A 14,953-nucleotide genomic window follows, 5' to 3' on the forward strand; every position below is an offset into this window, starting at 1 on the left:
ATGATTTATATCTATATTTTTCAGTTAGTTAGTTTAAATCAGAGCGGCAGGCGGAACCAGAGCGCAGCAATGCCGAGGAAGGCGAAGAAACCGATCACATCCGTCACCATCGTGACGAACACGCTGGAGGCGATGGCAGGATCTGCCTTCAGCTTGTCGAGCGTGACCGGGATCAGCAGGCCGCCCAGCCCCGCACAGACCAGATTGACCATGATGGCGGCCGCGATGACGACGCCAAGGCCGGGCATCTCGAACCAGATGGCTGCGGTGGCCCCCATCAGGGCCGCCAGCGCCATGCCATTGAGGACGCTCACCATCACCTCACGGCGCAACACGCGCCAGATGTTGCGGGTGTCCAGTTCCTGGGTGGCCAGAGCGCGCACGGCAACCGTCATGGTCTGCGTGGCCGCATTGCCGCCCATGGAGGCAACGATGGGCATGAGCACTGCCAGCGCCACCATGGCCTCGATGGTATCTTCAAACAGGGAGATCACGCTGGCCGCCAGAAGCGCCGTGCCCAGATTGACGATCAGCCAGACAATGCGCGAGCGGGCGATGGTGATCACCGTATCCGAAATCTCTTCATCACCCACACCGCCAAGGGCGCGCATGTCCTCTTCGGCTTCTTCCTGGATGACGTCCACGATGTCATCGACCGTCAGCACGCCGACCAGCCGGCCGCTTTCGTCCACGACGGCAGCGGAGACCAGGTTGTAACGCTCGAAGAGGCGGGCCACCTCTTCCTGATCATCCGTGGCGCGCACGCGCTTGAGATCTTCCTCGAAAATGTCGGAAATCTTCGCAGCGCGCTGTGTGCGCAGGATCCTGTCCAGCGACACGGCACCAGCCAGCCGGAAGCCGGGATCGACCACATAGATTTCGTAGAATGTGTCCGGGAGATCCTTGTCCTCGCGCAGATAATCGATGGTCTGCCCCACCGTCCAGAACGGCGGCACGGCAATGAAATCGGACTGCATGCGCCGGCCGGCGCTGTCTTCCGGGTAATCAAGGGCGCGTTCCAGCTGGACACGTTCGGACAGCGGCAGCTCATCAAGGATCGCCGCCTGATCTTCCGCATCAAGGTCTTCCAGAATGTAGACCGCGTCGTCCGAATCAAGCTCGCCAAGACCTTCGGCGATGTCGGCAGCAGGCAGCTCTTCCAGCAGGCGGACGCGCACCGCCTCGTCCATTTCCGTCAGGGCGGCATAGTCGAAGAGATCGCCCATGAGGCGGACGAAGACAGGGCGCTCGGCCTCGGGCAGAGCATCGATGAGTTCGCCCACGTCTGCTTCGTGCAGATCCCCGGCAAGCGTTCGCACCGCATCCTCATCCTGCGCCGCAACAGCTTCGGCAACAGCCCGGATGAAGGCCTCGTTCAGCCAGCCATCTTCACCATGAATGGGGATTCCGGCTTCCGCCGGCTGAGGTGTTTCTGGCCCCTCGCCGGGCGTCATCGGGTGCGGGGCAACAGGGGCAAGGTCAGGTCCTGCGTCGTTTTTGCCGGCGTCAGTCATGGCTCCCTCCTGTCATGCGCACCCAGTGGGCCGGAGGCAGCGGCCCGCGCCTCACACCTAGCTGTCTTACGCTGCTTTGGCTATTGAAAACCGGACGCTTCCGGCCTCCCGGCACGAGTTTTCACATGCCGGTTGCGGCACCGCACCATCACGGCTTCGCAGGCGGCAGACTCAGCCCGGCTGACAGCCCTTCAGGGCTTCCACCTGACGGACCGCGGCCAGATAATCGCGCACCTGAGAGGGCAGAATCCCCTCATCCGGCGACAGACATCTCCTGTTGCGGAAAAAGGCGCGCTGCTCGCGCTCGCCGCGCGGACAGATGCCGCCATCGGCCCGGATCTTCTCGCGCAGATACCAGAGCTGATCGCAGGCAAGGCGTTCCAGCTCCTCGGGGGACTTCTGCATGTTGCGCCGCTGCTCGGCCGAAACAAATCCGGCCAGCATGCCGCCAAGCGCCACGATCAGGATGGCAAAGCCTATGCGCCGCATGGAGGACCTCCCCTGTTGCCCGGTTACCCGTCCAGACACACGGGTTTTGTGGCAAGGGTGCGGCGGCAGCCAAAGACAAGGAGGAACCGTTGCACCAGCCGGAAAAGCATAAAGCCGCCGAGGTTTCCCACCGGCGGCTGTCAGCCTTTTGTTGAAGAGCGGCAAATGCTTGCAGCATCTTCTTGAAGAAATGGTGCGGTCGAGAAGACTCGAACTTCCACGGGTTGCCCCACAGCGACCTCAACGCTGCGCGTCTACCAATTCCGCCACGACCGCGATTTCTTCATTTCCCCGGCGCAATCAGCGTCGAGGCGCCCCATGTAGCAAATCGGATTCTGGGGCGCAAGGGGCTTCTCAGCTTTATTTTGAAACTCCCTGAAATTGCCGCGAGCCTGTGGGTAACTTTTCACCCAAGCCCCGGAAACTCAAGGGATTTCGGGCGTTTCAGATCGAGCTGGCAAAGGTCTCCAGTCCGGCTGCCGTTTCGATCAGCCCCTGACGCCTCAGAACCGCTAGATATTCATCAGGATCCAGCGGCGGCGTCTTCAGGCGTGACCGCACTTTTTTCACTGCAGCGCAGAACAGTCCCGGCACACGAGAAAGGTGCGCGAGCAGGAACTCGTCCGGATTTTGCGCTTCAATGCCATGAGGAGCCAGCGCCTCTGGCGGAAAATCCCTGGTGTTATGTGTCAGGATAACGCCACAGCGCCCGGCAATCGCCGCCGCAAGCACATGGCGGTCATCCGGGTCAGGCAAGACAAGCGAGGGGATAATTTTCTCGTATCCATGAATGAGGCAGTCGCTTATTGCCTCATTCATAAGGTCCCTTGTCCGCTCAAGCGCCCGGCGCTCGCGCCACGGCTGCCTGCGCAACAGCGCCTCAATCCACTCGCAGTGTATGCGTTCGGTCCATGCCGCAATAATAACGTCCGAAACGGCAAGCTGGAGCAACAGATCCCGCAGTGGGGCCGGGTAAAGAACATTTGCGTCGAGCAGAACCCGAGCCTGACTCACCTTGCGCCGTATCCCATGCCCTGTTCCTGCGCTTCGGCAACCAGTTGGTCGAGGATTTCCTCCCGCCTGCGATCCATGATGCGCTTGTAAGCAATCACGTCCTGCATGAGCGCCCGCCGGTGCTTCCCGACCTTGCGATGGGGAATTTTACCTTCCTCCAGGAGCTTGATCAGGAAGGGCCGGGACACATTCAGAAGCTCTGCAGCCTGTACCGTGGTCAACTCGGCATCATCGGGAACAACCGTCACCCCCTGCCCCGCTGCCATGGCCTTGAGAATTTCCATCAGCAGAGTAACTGCGCCTGCCGGCAGTTCCACCACCTCTGTCTCTTCGTGCCCCGTTACGCGCAATTTCAGCGGCGCTCCGTCACGCGCGTGGCAGGCAAGGGCCTGCTCGGAAACGCGTGCAACCGCTGCCTCCTGCCGGGTGGGCCTGCGCTGACTGTATACCGGGAATGTCATGGCATCATCCTTTTCTTTCTCAAGCAATTCCAGCAGAAACGGGAACCGTTTTGCAGCCGGATTGCGTGAAAACAAAGACGCAGAACACTCCCTGCAGCTCCATTTTCAACGGACGTGCTCTGACTTCAGGATAACGCTCAAATGCAATAAATGCAACGAACGAAACATTCGCAAGGGATTTCACGGACAGATCCAAAGACCCGGCAAACAGAAACGGCTCCGGTGACGGGCCCGCCTCACAAGGGCGCTTTACAAGTGCCAATCTTAGTGGGGCCGATCTTACAGGCGCCAGTCTTATAGGGGCCCGTCGGTGCGCATGGGCCGGGCTTCGGGCGGACGCATCAGGACCTCGGTGATGGAAATGCCGATCCGCTCCCCAAGAAGCACCACCTGCCCCTTGGCCACCAGCGTGTTATTGGCATAGATGCTGACGTCATCCTCTTCGGCGACATCCAGATCGATCACCGCGCCGCGCCCCATGCGCAGCAGCTGGTGCACCGGCATCTGTGTTGTGCCCAGCACCACGGAAATGTCGACGGTAATGTCATCAAATGTGGCCATTTTGCTTTTCCGTCCGGCCTTCCGCCTGTACAAGTCTGCAATCCTGACGCCGTGGACCTGTTCAGGCTCCTCCGGCATCTTGCCTTTCCCTCAGTTTAGCCTGACCACAGGGCGCAAAGCCACCGCCAATGCAGCCTGACCCCATGCAGATCACCGGCCGTTCCGAACTCGTCCCCGATTTTCATCCCCTGCCCGGCAGCCCGGCGGTGGAGTGGCGGATCTCTGACGAGCCCGTCCCCTATGAAGAGGCCATGGCCTTCATGGAGAAGCGCGTCGAGGCGATTGCGGCGGGTGAGGCGGATGAATGCGTCTGGCTGCTGGAGCACCCTCCCCTTTATACGGCCGGCACCAGCGCAAGACGCGAGGACCTGCTGATGCCGGACCGGTTCCCCGTCTATGACGCCGGGCGCGGCGGGCAATATACCTACCACGGGCCGGGCCAGCGCATTGCCTATGTGATGCTGGATCTGAAGCGCCGGCGGCAGGACATCCGCGCCTTCGTGGCAGCGCTGGAAGCCTGGGTCATCGGTTCGCTCTGGCAGCATCATGTGCGCGGCGAGCGGCGGGAAGACCGGGTCGGCGTGTGGGTGCGCCGCCCGGACAAGGGGCCGGAGGTGGAGGACAAGATTGCGGCCATCGGCATCCGCGTGCGCAAGTGGGTCACCTTCCACGGCATCAGCCTGAACGTCGATCCGGATCTGGAGCATTTTTCCGGAATCGTGCCCTGCGGCGTGGCGCAGCATGGGGTGACCAGCCTTGTCGATCTGGGCCTGCCGGTGACGCTTCCCGAGGTCGATATTGTCCTGCGGCAGGAATTCGAAAAGCTGTTTGGCGCTTCAGCCAGCGCATCCGGCGAGTTGAAAGCCGTCTAACCAAATAAATCCAACGGATAGATGTGATATTTATTTAATTAGAAAAATATATTAGAAAACCAGAACTTCAGCAAACTTGTCACATTAAGTTCAATCATAGATCATAGCTCTTCGCGGCCCGCTATTTCGCGAGTACTACCCAGGAGAGTAGATCTCATGTCTACGACTAAACAAAACATGAGCCGCCGTGACTTCCTCAAGTCGACAACGGCCGCGGCAGGCCTTGCCGCACTGTCCACGATGATCGTCTTCCGCGCCAATGCCGCTGCGGGTCCCGGCGAACTGCTGATGAGCCCGGCGACCCCGAACCCTCAGGGCGCATTCGAGCGCCTGTTCCTGCTCAAGGGCGATCCCTTGGCCGGTCCTGTCCGCGCCATCGTCACGGAGACCGGCAATCCGGTGCCTGCCCCATCGCTCGCTCCGGGCGAACGCCGTGTGCTGCGCCTGATGCATTTCAACGACATGCACAACCATCTGACCGACCAGCACAGCAAGAAGGGCGACACCCACCGCCTGTCCCAGATGGTCAAGATGGTTCGCGAGACCCGCGCCGCAGCCGGCGACTCGGAAGCTGTGTTCTTCGTATCCGTTGGCGATGATCACACCGGCTCGGTGTTTGATGAACTTGTCGGCTGGTCCCCGGAAGACTTCGTCACCGATCCGGCATACCGCGCCTATTCCGCCGCCGGCCTCGACATCGCCGTTCTTGGCAACCACGAGTTTGACCGTGGCGCGGAGCTGCTGCGCATGGGGCTGAAGCGCGATGCCACCTTCCCGGTGCTCTCGGCCAATGTGCATGGCTCGGCCTTCCTCGCCCGCGATGAGGACTATGTCTGCGCCGCCATTGCCGAGGCCAAGGGCCTGCGCGTCGGCTTCATCGGCCTGACCACCGCCGTGGACACCCGCGTTGGCCAGCCCTCCGACCCCAGCCTTGCCGTCGCAAGCCCGGTGGAGGCCATCCGCAACGTGCTGCCTGCTGTCGCCGAAGTCTGTGACGTCGTGGTGATCCTGTCTCACTGCGGCTTTGGCTCAGGCTCGCACCGGTCGGGCAAGGCCGGTGCGGCACGCATGATCGGCGAAGGCGACCTGGACATTGCGGCTGCGGCCGGTCCTCTGACCAGCAAGCCGATTGTGCTGCTGGGCGGCCACTCGCACACAATGCTCAACAGCGGCGGCATCGACACGGACAATGTTGTCGAGGGCGTTCTCATTGCGCAGGCCGAAGCCAACGGCAAGTTCCTGGGCGACATCAGCATGTCCATCGCGGCCGAGAACGGCCGCAAGGCCTGGTTCTCATCCGTCAGCCTGCATCCGGTCAAGAACCGCGACGACCGGGTCAAGGCGGATGAGCCGACCTATGCCGCTCTGGAGCATGAGGGGGACTATGACGCAGCCTTTGAGGCAGAAACCATTGCACCGCTGCTGAAGGCCCTCGATTCCAAACTGGCCGAGGAGATCGGTCAGGTTGCCAGCGATGAACTCGTCTCGACCGAGCGCACCCTCGCAGACCGCTATATCCGTGAAGTGGCCATCGCCAATTTCATGAATGACGCTCTGGTCCAGCGCTCCTCGACGTTCCCGGGAGGCCAGATCGACATTGCTCTCTTCAATGCCACCGGCCTGCAGACCGGCATCAGCCAGGGGCCGCTGACGTTCAAGGCCTGGTATGATGTCATGCCCTATGCCGACAATGTGCATGTGGCCACCATGACGGGTGCGCAGATCCTCGAGATGCTGGACAACAATGCCAAGCGCTTCGTCCGGCCAGAGGAACTGGCGGCAGGCACGCTGGACCTCACCCAGTTCGTGTCCCGCGGTCTTCTGCATTTCTCCAGCGCCCTGCGCTACCGGGTTGACCTTGGGGCCTCGGCCGCGCAGGCCAAGGCCGTGGATGTCACGATCGCCGGCACACCCATCGGGGAGGTGCTCGACAAGACATACAAGGTGGCATTCAACACCTATGTCTCGCTCGGAGCCTTTGGGGAAGCCTGGAATGGCAAGCCGGTCTCCGGCGGCGTTCCCGGCGATATTCCCAGCATGGATCTGCGCAAGCTCGATTACGACCATACGGGCCTCGTCTACCGCAACGAGATCATTGCCCATATCCGTGATCTGAAGGTCATTTCAGCGGAAACCGGCGCCCGCCTGGACGGGCGGCTTGCCATCGGCTGACGCATAGGGCTTGAAATGCTCAAGCCCCGCATTCCAACAAGCTGTCCGGGAGCTCCCCGGACAGCACATGCGGCGCCTCATCGCTCTCAGGGCATGATGCCCTCGCGCCCGGCCCTTCGGGCCTGCACCGGACAAAGCATGCCCTTGTGCAAAACACCGGAAATCCGGGCTGCGGCGCAAGCCTGCCGCAAGGTTCATCAGCATATATAGCAAGGGTCTGCTGAATCTCGTTCCGGCACCTTTGGGGGCGGGCACAAATTTACGCTGCCTGCGACCTCTTTACGGAGATCTTTGCCGCTCATGGACCTGGTGTCACCAAGCCCCACGCGTACCGAATACATCCATGATGACCGGACCCAGACGCGCGTCGCCATGGTTATCATCGGGTTCGGAGCGGCTGCCTGTGTGGTGGGAAGCCTGATGGCCAACAGCATCTGGCCGGCGGCTCTCGCCAGTCTGATTTCCGGCTCCATCATTCTGCGGCTGCACCTCCAGACAGCCCGCACCCGGGTGATCTTCGATACCCATGGCAACAAGCTGCTGCTGGAACACCGCACTCCCTCGGGCCGGCTGCTGGGCAGTGGCCGGTACGAGCTGTCCAGCCTGGAAAATGTCGTGGCCGAGAAGGCCGGTCCCTTGCACAACTTCATGTCCCGCAAGGTCTGGCAGCGCCCGGTCATGATCATTGCGGGCCAGCGCGTCCCCCTCACCTACCGCAGCTTCGAAACCGGCAGCGGCACAGCAGAAATCGTCACGCAGCTGCGTGACCGCTTCGGCCTGCCCCGCTCCGCCCGTTCCATGGCGGAACAGGAGGACACCGGCTTCATTGAGGTGAGGCAGCCCCGTGCCAGCCGTGCGGCCAAGGGCGAGGAGGACGAAGACAACCTCACCGCCATCGCCAAAAAAGCCCGCGCGATCCGCGAACAGAGCGTCGGAGACGCCTAAGGTCCAAGGCTTTCGATGCTGACGCATCACGCCTTGAAACTGTTCGAGCGCCGCACGGGCTTGAACAAGGTTCCGGGATTCACTGTCCCTGAAGGTCATCATGGGCTGGCCCGCTCCGCTTATCCCTCTGGACAAACAAGAACAGGCCAGGCCTGTGAGACCCTGCCACTTGGAGAGCTTCAGATCGGATAACGGCCCGGCAGGGTTTCCATCGTCAGCCAGCGCAGGTCGGTGAACTCGTCGAGCCCTGCCTTGCCGCCGAAGCGGCCATAGCCGGAGGCCTTGACGCCGCCGAAGGGCATCTGCGCCTCATCATGCACCGTCGGGCCATTGATATGGCAGATGCCCGACTGAATGCGCCGCGCCACCCGCAGGCCGCGTGCGGCATCCCCGGTGAAGACGGATGCCGAAAGTCCATATTCGGAATCATTGGCCAGTTCGATGGCATGCTCCTCATCACGGGCACGGATCAGAGCGACAACGGGGCCGAAGCTCTCTTCGCTGTAAAGGCGCATGTCTTTCGTGACATCAGCGATCACGGTTGCCGGAACCAGCACTCCCTCCGCCGGAGTGCCGGTGAGCTGACGGGCGCCCTTGGACAAGGCGTCCTCAACAAGGCTCTGGAGCTTTTCCACCGTTTCAAGGCCGATGACGGCGCCGAGCGGATTCTTGCCCTCCGCCGGATTGCCTGCCGTAAGCGTGGCTGCCTTGGCGCTGAACTTTTCCGCAAAGGCATCTGCCACCGCATCCACGACGATGATGCGTTCCGTCGACATGCAGATCTGGCCCTGATTGAAGAAGGCACCAAAGGCAGCGGCAGCAACGGCCGCATCCAGATCGGCGTCATCCAGCACGATCAGCGGCGCCTTGCCGCCCAGCTCCAGCAGGACCGGCTTGAGCTGGCTGGCTGCCCGCACGGCGATCAGTTTGCCAACGCCGGTCGAGCCGGTGAAGTTGATGTGGCGCACCGCCGGATGATCGATGAGGCCGTTGACGATCTCAGCCGCATTCTCCGGCGCATTGGTGACGGCATTGACCACCCCTTCCGGGAAACCGGCCGAAACGAAAGCGTCCGCAATCAGCGCATGGGTCGCCGGGCAGCGCTCGGATGCCTTGAGGATCACCGTATTGCCGCAGGCGAGCGCCGTGGCAATGGCACGAACGCCCAGAATGACCGGGGCATTCCAGGGTGCAATGCCGAGGCACACGCCCTTGGGCTGGCGCTCGGAAAAGGCAAAGCAGCCCGGCTTGTCGGACGGGATGACCTCGCCGCCCACCTGCGTCGTCAGGGATGCAGCTTCCCGGATCATATTGGCCGCCAGCATGACGTTGAAGCCGGCCCAGCTGGCCGTCGCACCGGTTTCCGCCGCCATGAGGCGCACGAAATCGTCCATCTTCGCGGCCAGCGCATCAGCGGCCTTCAGGAGGAGACGGCGGCGCTCGCCGGGCCCTGTCGCCGACCAGGCCGGAAAGGCGGCCTGCGCCTTTTCGGCAATCGCACAGGCAGCTGCCACATCCATTGCCTCGCAGGTGCTGGCCACAGCCCCTGTGACCGGGTTCAGCCTGTCGAATGACCCGTTGCGGGTGATCTGGTCCATTTCGTCCTCCTCGTTTCACACAACCGCGCCGGGCGCCGCCCGCAGCCCGGCGGCCTCGATGCCGGCAACGGCACAAAGTTCGTCATTCGGGCCAAGGTCGCCGGAAATACCGGCAGCCCCGATGACCTCTCCTTCGGCATTCAGGATCAGAACCCCGCCGGGCGAAGGCACCATCCGCCCGCCGCTGACGGGGACAAGAGCCGAGAAGAAAACCGGGTTTCCGCTCGCCCTTTCCGTCAGTTCGCGCGAGCCGAAGCCCATTCCGAGAGAGCCCCAGGCCTTGCCGAAGGCGATCTCGAACCGGACGATACCGGCACCATCCTCGCGCTTGTAGGCGACAAGATGTCCGCCCGCATCCAGAACGGCGACGGCCAGTGGCGCCAGATTCCGCGCCCGCGCTTCGGTCAGAGCTGCGGCGATGATGGCATCCGCTTGTGAAAGCCTGAGCATGTGTCTTCCTTGTCTTTCTGAAGAAAAAGGCGGCAGCAGCAGTCTGGCCGCTGCCGGGTTCATCACAGGAACATGGCCAGCATGTCGCGCTGGGAGGCTGGCCGGGGCACCTTGAAATTGACGCTCAGGCAATCGGCAGCGGCCGGACGGGCAAGGCATGCCTCCAGCCAGCGGGCCATGGATGGCCATCGTGAAATGTCGATACCGGCAACGGGCACCATGTGCATCACGGCCGCAACGTTGAGGTCAGCCGCCGTAAAGCGCTCCCCCACGAGGAACTCCCGGTCCTGAAGATAGCCGTCAAGGGCCGTCCAGGGCCGGGCAAGTTTGGCGAGCGCCAGTTCCAGTTCCTCGCCATCCGGCTCGTGCGGATCAAACAGGACGCGCAGGGCTGCGGCCAGCAGCTGCGGCTTTTCGATCTCCGTCACCACCCAGAACGACCACTGGGTCATCAGCGCATCTTCTTCAAGGCTGCGGGGCGCGAGAGGGCCGCCGTGTTTCTTGGCCAGATAGAGATTGATGGCGAGGGATTCGAACAATGCAAAGCCGCTGTCGGTCAGCGTGGGGCATTTGCCGTTCGGGTTAAGGGCCAGAAACTCGGCCGGCTTCGGCTGGCCGGGCCGGAAGGCGAAAGGCTGGCGCTCATGGGCAAGGCCCAGTTCCGCCAGCATCCAGCTGCAGCGGTTGGCGCGGGTCCGGCTCACATCGCCATAGAGCGTGATCATGCTTGTTGCTCCTCCTCCTCAGGGGCAGCAGCCGCACCTGCAGGATGCGGCCGCCGTGATGTGTCAGAAGCCCCGGTCCGCGCCCAGCGCGCTTCCCGGAACCCAGATGCCATGGAAGCCCTCATGCACCCGGCACGGAAATTTCAGGATGGCAACCGGCCCCTGCGACAGGTTGCGGGCATCGAGAATGACAAGATCCGTGCGGTTTTCGGCGCGGCGCCCCACCATGGTCATCAGCCAGCCGTCACCCTCCTCCGCATCGGGGCTGCGCGGCACAAAGCAGGGCTCTTCCGGAGAGGAATCGGGCCCGGCGTAGAACAGGCTGATCTTGCCCGTGTGCTCGTCGAAGTGGCCAAGACAGGTGAAGGGCGGCCCCTTGGGACCTGCCGGCAGCATCGGCCATTTCGCCGGATGATTGGTGCCGAACCAGAAGTGGCGCGTGCGGCGCATGGAGAAGCGGCCATCCACCACCGGCATCTCGCCAATGTGGTTGATGAAGCGTTCGATCTGGACATCACCACCCGCCGTGGACAGGTCCACGATCCAGCGCTCGCCGAAGGGCGGCAGTTCATCGGCATCCGGATTGTGAATGTCCGGGAACTGGCTCAGCCAGCCCGATTCATTGACGAAATGATCCAGCACCAGCCGGTTGCCATCGTCCCAGGCGTTGAACGTGTGGGTCTGCATCGCAATCTTGGGCGCGGTGTACCAGCGGATGGCGGAGACCCCCTGATCGCGCGGGATGACGGCAATGTAGGTTTGCTTCTGGCTGTCCCAGTGCCAGTAGGATTCGCCCTTCTTCACCCGGTCCCACTCGCAGACCATCGGGCAGATGACGAAGGCGATGAAATTGCGCGACACGAGGAAGTCATGCACCATCGAGCAGTAAGGCGCCTTGAACCGCTCGGTCTTCAGGAACTCACCGTCCTTGCCGATACGGTAGACCTCGATCTCGTCGCTGGCGACGCCTTCACAGTTATAGGCAAAGGCGATGCACTCTCCCGTCAGGGGATCGATCTTCGGATGGGCGGTGAAGGTCCGGCTCTTCAGCTGGCCGCCGAAATCCGTTTCGCCGCGCGTCGTCAGATCATTCGGATCGAGTTCATAGGGACGGCCGGATTCCTTCAGGGCATAGAGCTTGCCGTGGTGCCACAGCACTGAGGTGTTTGCCGTGTTGGCATCCTCACCGGCCACCTCGGGAGAGTCCGTGAACGGATTGCGGTAGGCTCCGAACATCGCCCGGCGGGCGGAGCGCTCAAGCTGGAACTTGCGCGTCCGCACATAGCGCATGGTCAGATCGGCATGGCCGTTCTGGATGCGGACCGAATGCACCATCCCGTCGCCATTCAGAAAGATGTCCTTGCCATGCAGCGGCGGATAGGCGTGGTCGGCGCTGTTGCGGATATACATGCCTTCAAGCTCGGGCGGTATCCGGCCGATCACTTCAAGATCATGCACTTCACCCTCGATGCGGACCGGCGCGGCATAGCCGTTGAAGACCACATCATCGGGAAACTGCAGGCCCGTAGATGTCATGACATGCTGGTTCATGGTCTCTCTCCATCTGGAACATGTTTTTGGGATCAGGCCACAGCAGGGGCAGTTTCCTGCGCCCTGCGGGCAAGCTCGCGCTGCGCCAGAAGCAGCAGCGCGACGGCGGTTGCGGCAATGCCCATTACCGCCCAGGCAAGGCCGGAATATCCGGCAGCCATCACCACCGTTCCGCCCAGCGCCGGGCCCATGGCGGAGCCGGACATCATCATCGCCGGAGTTGCGGCCACAGCCCTGCCGCTGGCATCCACCCGCGCCAGCAGGCCGAAAAGGAACGTGTGGCTGAAGATCACCAGCGACACATAGAAGGCGACGGGAACGGCGTAGAAATAGAAGCCCGCCGCCGAAGTGATGCTCAGGGCAAAGACGGCCTGCAGGATGGGACCGGCAATACCAACCGCCAGCGGCGGCAGGCGGTGCTGCAGCAGGGCAGCAAGGATGCCGGGAGCCAGATTGACGAAGCCCATGACGATCAGAACCGACTGGACACGCCCCTCACCATAACCGCTTGCCACACCGATCCGCTCGACGAAGGCAAAGACCGTTGCCTGGCTGAGGGCAAGGCAGATGATGGCGCCGATCAGAAACCAGGCCGCCCGTGGAAACCCGCCTGCGGCAGCAATACGGGCCTGCGCCTCTTCCCGTCCGCCCTCAACCTTCGGAAAGCACAACAGGGAAACAGCGGCTGCCACGGCCATGGTGATGGCGAAAGCCCGGAAGATCACCGGACCGCCGATGGACGCAATCATGCCCGGCAGCACCGCAAACATCGCGATCGCCAGCACACCCATGGCCACATTGACGATGCCGAACAGCCGGTGCGGATTGTTTGTCCGGCCAATGGCTCCGTGGGTCACGGAAAGCGCCGAACCAGCGCCGAAACCGGCCAGAAAATGCAACACGATCAACAGCGGCAGGCTCTCCGCCCCGACCGGCAATACCGAGTTGCCGGCGAATGCGGCTGCCGAGAGCAGAAAGCCGCCGGCTGCAAAACTGCGGTGCGGCAGGCGGGTGAAGCGCGGCGCAAAGACGATGCTGGCAAGAACGGCGGCGGCGAGAAAGGCGGTGACCGTCAATCCGGCCTGTTGCGGCTCAAGGCCGTAGTGGCTCATGAGAGCGCCGATCCACAGCGGCAGCGCGGCCAGATCGATCATTCCCGCCATATGGCAAATGCTGAGCGTCAGATAGCCGCCCACACTGTTCAGTCTGGTCATAATTCCCCTCCCAGGATGTGACCACGCAGCGGCAGGGGCCCTGACAGGCGTGCCGTGCGGGATATCTTCCGAGCGAAGAAGCTTCCGTCCCCTCCCCGCTCAGGGCTGACGCATCCAATCCCCCCGCATGACCATCAGGCCTGCCGCCAACCCCAGGGGTCTCTCTCCGGCAGCAGCCTGACGTGTCTCTCTTCCCTGCGGAGAGGTCTCAACTGCATCAGCACGGCGATGATAGGCTCGCCCAAACCACCAACAAAACAGATTGCATTGATATGAATCATCGATAGGATCAATACTTACGAAATTGCCGGGGCGGCCATGAGACTGGACAAGTTCGACCTCAATCTGCTCGTTGTGCTGGATGCCTTGCTGGAGGAACGCAACGTCACGCGGGCAGCCGAGCGGCTGCACATCGGGCAGTCGGCCGCCAGCGCGGCACTTGGACGCCTCAGGGACTATTTCGGCGACAGTCTCATGGTTCAGGTCGGCCGCCGGATGGAACTGACACCGCTTGCCCGAAGCCTCGCGCAGCCGGTCCGCGATGCGCTGCTGAGCGCCCGCACCGCCATAGCCATCCGGCCGGAGTACGAGCCTGCCGCTTTCAACCGGATCTTTTCGATCGCCGCCTCCGACTACATGCTGGATGTGATGCTCGCCACAGCCGTGCGCAGCCTCGCCTCCACGGCTCCCGGCATAAGGCTGAACATCAGACGGACTCCATATGACGTGATGGAAGCTTTCGAGCGGGGTGCGATCGATCTGCTGATCATGCCCGAGCAATATGCCAGCCGCCTTCAGCATCCTCAGGCCGGGATATTGCGGGATGAGCACGTCTGCATGATGTGCGCAGAGGCCGCCCGCGGCATCGAAACGCTGACACTTGAGGAATACTTCGAGAGAGGCCACGTGGCGATCCGCCTGGGAGATGACGGGACACTTGCCTTTGAGGAGTGGTTTCTACCGCGCTACGGCCGCCAGCGCCGCGTGGAATGCACAGTGGACCAGTTCAGCGTCGCACCACTGCTCGTAACCGGAACAGAACGCATCGTGACAATGCACCGGCGCATGGCGGAAGAAATGAGCCGCCGCTTTGCAGTCAAACTGTTCCCTGCCCCCTTTGCCATGGAACAACTCTGTGAGGTCATGGTGTGGCCGCGCTATCTGGATGAGGATCCGGCGCACCGGTGGCTCAGATTGGCGATCCTCAGCGCCGGAGAGCTGACAGACAGCCTCCAAGATTAGCCGGATCAGCATATTCCCGTATGCCGCTGAGTTTCATGCAGCACCATCCGCATATCTGGCTAATAAATACTACAAATCGGATATTCTCTTCACCAGAACAACAGGAAAATCGCTCACCGTTTAGAGCGTTTTAAGCATCCACCGA

At 62.2% G+C, this 14,953-nt stretch carries 16 protein-coding genes and 1 tRNA gene; 5 read left to right on the forward strand and 12 right to left on the reverse strand.

The genetic code is table 11. The features are described 5' to 3' along the window. Positions 1 to 38: 38 nt before the first annotated feature. The 6 genes from mgtE to ACVNHC_RS06510 form a co-directional block, all read right to left on the reverse strand. A complete protein-coding gene (mgtE, locus tag ACVNHC_RS06485) occupies positions 39 to 1,454 on the reverse strand; it encodes a magnesium transporter (protein ID WP_058900141.1) in 1,416 nt (471 codons plus the stop codon). A gap of 231 nt (positions 1,455 to 1,685) precedes the next feature. Beyond that, positions 1,686 to 2,003: a YARHG domain-containing protein gene (locus ACVNHC_RS06490; RefSeq protein ID WP_050474725.1), complete on the reverse strand. Its 318-nt coding sequence runs from the start codon at positions 2,001 to 2,003 to the stop codon at positions 1,686 to 1,688. A 191-nt stretch (positions 2,004 to 2,194) separates the two neighbouring features. After that, positions 2,195 to 2,279 (reverse strand) — tRNA-Leu (locus tag ACVNHC_RS06495). A 168-nt stretch (positions 2,280 to 2,447) separates the two neighbouring features. Continuing rightward, positions 2,448 to 3,017 (reverse strand): PIN domain-containing protein, encoded by a 570-nt coding sequence (locus tag ACVNHC_RS06500; protein WP_457166766.1) that lies wholly within the window; start codon positions 3,015 to 3,017, stop codon positions 2,448 to 2,450. Beyond that, the gene (locus tag ACVNHC_RS06505) at positions 3,014 to 3,478 is read right to left on the reverse strand and encodes a helix-turn-helix domain-containing protein (RefSeq protein ID WP_050474753.1); all 465 of its coding nucleotides are present in this window, start codon (positions 3,476 to 3,478) and stop codon (positions 3,014 to 3,016) included. Before ACVNHC_RS06505 ends, ACVNHC_RS06500 begins: the two co-directional genes overlap by 4 nt. Before the next feature lie 19 nt (positions 3,479 to 3,497). Beyond that, entirely contained in the window at positions 3,498 to 3,662 is a 165-nt protein-coding gene (locus ACVNHC_RS06510; protein ID WP_457166767.1) for a hypothetical protein, read from the reverse strand. Here ACVNHC_RS06510 and ACVNHC_RS06515 point away from each other — a divergent pair. Then, positions 3,625 to 3,834 carry a pentapeptide repeat-containing protein gene (locus ACVNHC_RS06515; protein WP_457166920.1) on the forward strand — a complete coding sequence of 70 codons (210 nt, stop codon included), beginning with the start codon at positions 3,625 to 3,627 and terminating at the stop codon, positions 3,832 to 3,834. The genes ACVNHC_RS06510 and ACVNHC_RS06515 overlap by 38 nt on opposite strands. Here the strand turns inward: ACVNHC_RS06515 and ACVNHC_RS06520 are convergent. Next, on the reverse strand, positions 3,773 to 4,039 hold the full coding sequence (locus tag ACVNHC_RS06520) for a FliM/FliN family flagellar motor switch protein (protein ID WP_050474723.1): 267 nt from the start codon (positions 4,037 to 4,039) through the stop codon (positions 3,773 to 3,775). The genes ACVNHC_RS06515 and ACVNHC_RS06520 overlap by 62 nt on opposite strands. Positions 4,040 to 4,182: 143 nt before the next feature. On the opposite strand from ACVNHC_RS06520, the gene lipB reads away from it, so the two are divergent. The 3 genes from lipB (at position 4,183) to ACVNHC_RS06535 (ending at position 8,028) form a co-directional block, all read left to right on the forward strand. Then, positions 4,183 to 4,911, forward strand: a complete 729-nt coding sequence (gene lipB, locus ACVNHC_RS06525) for a lipoyl(octanoyl) transferase LipB (protein WP_457166768.1) — start codon at positions 4,183 to 4,185, stop codon at positions 4,909 to 4,911. Positions 4,912 to 5,067: 156 nt separating this feature from the next. Beyond that, positions 5,068 to 7,083 (forward strand): bifunctional metallophosphatase/5'-nucleotidase, encoded by a 2,016-nt coding sequence (locus ACVNHC_RS06530; protein WP_457166769.1) that lies wholly within the window; start codon positions 5,068 to 5,070, stop codon positions 7,081 to 7,083. A 300-nt stretch (positions 7,084 to 7,383) separates the two neighbouring features. Then, complete coding sequence (locus ACVNHC_RS06535) at positions 7,384 to 8,028, forward strand: hypothetical protein (protein ID WP_457166770.1); 645 nt, start codon at positions 7,384 to 7,386, stop codon at positions 8,026 to 8,028. 179 nt (positions 8,029 to 8,207) lie between these two features. Here ACVNHC_RS06535 and ACVNHC_RS06540 read toward each other — a convergent pair whose 3' ends face one another. The 5 genes from ACVNHC_RS06540 to ACVNHC_RS06560 form a co-directional block, all read right to left on the reverse strand. Beyond that, positions 8,208 to 9,626 (reverse strand): aldehyde dehydrogenase, encoded by a 1,419-nt coding sequence (locus ACVNHC_RS06540; protein ID WP_457166771.1) that lies wholly within the window; start codon positions 9,624 to 9,626, stop codon positions 8,208 to 8,210. 15 nt (positions 9,627 to 9,641) lie between these two features. After that, entirely contained in the window at positions 9,642 to 10,076 is a 435-nt protein-coding gene (locus ACVNHC_RS06545) for a GlcG/HbpS family heme-binding protein (protein WP_050474718.1), read from the reverse strand. A gap of 62 nt (positions 10,077 to 10,138) precedes the next feature. Continuing rightward, the gene (locus tag ACVNHC_RS06550) at positions 10,139 to 10,801 is read right to left on the reverse strand and encodes a glutathione S-transferase family protein (protein ID WP_457166772.1); all 663 of its coding nucleotides are present in this window, start codon (positions 10,799 to 10,801) and stop codon (positions 10,139 to 10,141) included. A 63-nt stretch (positions 10,802 to 10,864) separates the two neighbouring features. Then, a complete protein-coding gene (locus ACVNHC_RS06555; RefSeq protein ID WP_050474716.1) occupies positions 10,865 to 12,352 on the reverse strand; it encodes a carotenoid oxygenase family protein in 1,488 nt (495 codons plus the stop codon). 32 nt (positions 12,353 to 12,384) lie between these two features. Continuing rightward, positions 12,385 to 13,566: an MFS transporter gene (locus tag ACVNHC_RS06560; RefSeq protein WP_457166773.1), complete on the reverse strand. Its 1,182-nt coding sequence runs from the start codon at positions 13,564 to 13,566 to the stop codon at positions 12,385 to 12,387. 318 nt (positions 13,567 to 13,884) lie between these two features. On the opposite strand from ACVNHC_RS06560, the gene ACVNHC_RS06565 reads away from it, so the two are divergent. Then, the gene (locus ACVNHC_RS06565) at positions 13,885 to 14,808 is read left to right on the forward strand and encodes a LysR family transcriptional regulator (protein ID WP_457166774.1); all 924 of its coding nucleotides are present in this window, start codon (positions 13,885 to 13,887) and stop codon (positions 14,806 to 14,808) included. Positions 14,809 to 14,953 lie beyond the last annotated feature (145 nt).

Source organism: Pannonibacter sp. Q-1, from assembly GCF_054073275.1.

Bases quoted from the DNA above. Each gene is read 5' to 3' on its own strand.
- mgtE (WP_058900141.1), bottom strand. From the start codon at position 1,454: ATGACGCCCGGCGAGGGGCCAGAAACACCTCAGCCGGCGGAAGCCGGA.
- ACVNHC_RS06490 (WP_050474725.1), bottom strand. From the start codon at position 2,003: ATGCGGCGCATAGGCTTTGCCATCCTGATCGTGGCGCTTGGCGGCATG.
- ACVNHC_RS06505 (WP_050474753.1), bottom strand. From the start codon at position 3,478: ATGACATTCCCGGTATACAGTCAGCGCAGGCCCACCCGGCAGGAGGCA.
- ACVNHC_RS06520 (WP_050474723.1), bottom strand. From the start codon at position 4,039: ATGGCCACATTTGATGACATTACCGTCGACATTTCCGTGGTGCTGGGC.
- lipB (WP_457166768.1), top strand. From the start codon at position 4,183: ATGCAGATCACCGGCCGTTCCGAACTCGTCCCCGATTTTCATCCCCTG.
- ACVNHC_RS06530 (WP_457166769.1), top strand. From the start codon at position 5,068: ATGTCTACGACTAAACAAAACATGAGCCGCCGTGACTTCCTCAAGTCG.
- ACVNHC_RS06535 (WP_457166770.1), top strand. From the start codon at position 7,384: ATGGACCTGGTGTCACCAAGCCCCACGCGTACCGAATACATCCATGAT.
- ACVNHC_RS06540 (WP_457166771.1), bottom strand. From the start codon at position 9,626: ATGGACCAGATCACCCGCAACGGGTCATTCGACAGGCTGAACCCGGTC.
- ACVNHC_RS06545 (WP_050474718.1), bottom strand. From the start codon at position 10,076: ATGCTCAGGCTTTCACAAGCGGATGCCATCATCGCCGCAGCTCTGACC.
- ACVNHC_RS06550 (WP_457166772.1), bottom strand. From the start codon at position 10,801: ATGATCACGCTCTATGGCGATGTGAGCCGGACCCGCGCCAACCGCTGC.
- ACVNHC_RS06555 (WP_050474716.1), bottom strand. From the start codon at position 12,352: ATGAACCAGCATGTCATGACATCTACGGGCCTGCAGTTTCCCGATGAT.
- ACVNHC_RS06560 (WP_457166773.1), bottom strand. From the start codon at position 13,566: ATGACCAGACTGAACAGTGTGGGCGGCTATCTGACGCTCAGCATTTGC.
- ACVNHC_RS06565 (WP_457166774.1), top strand. From the start codon at position 13,885: ATGAGACTGGACAAGTTCGACCTCAATCTGCTCGTTGTGCTGGATGCC.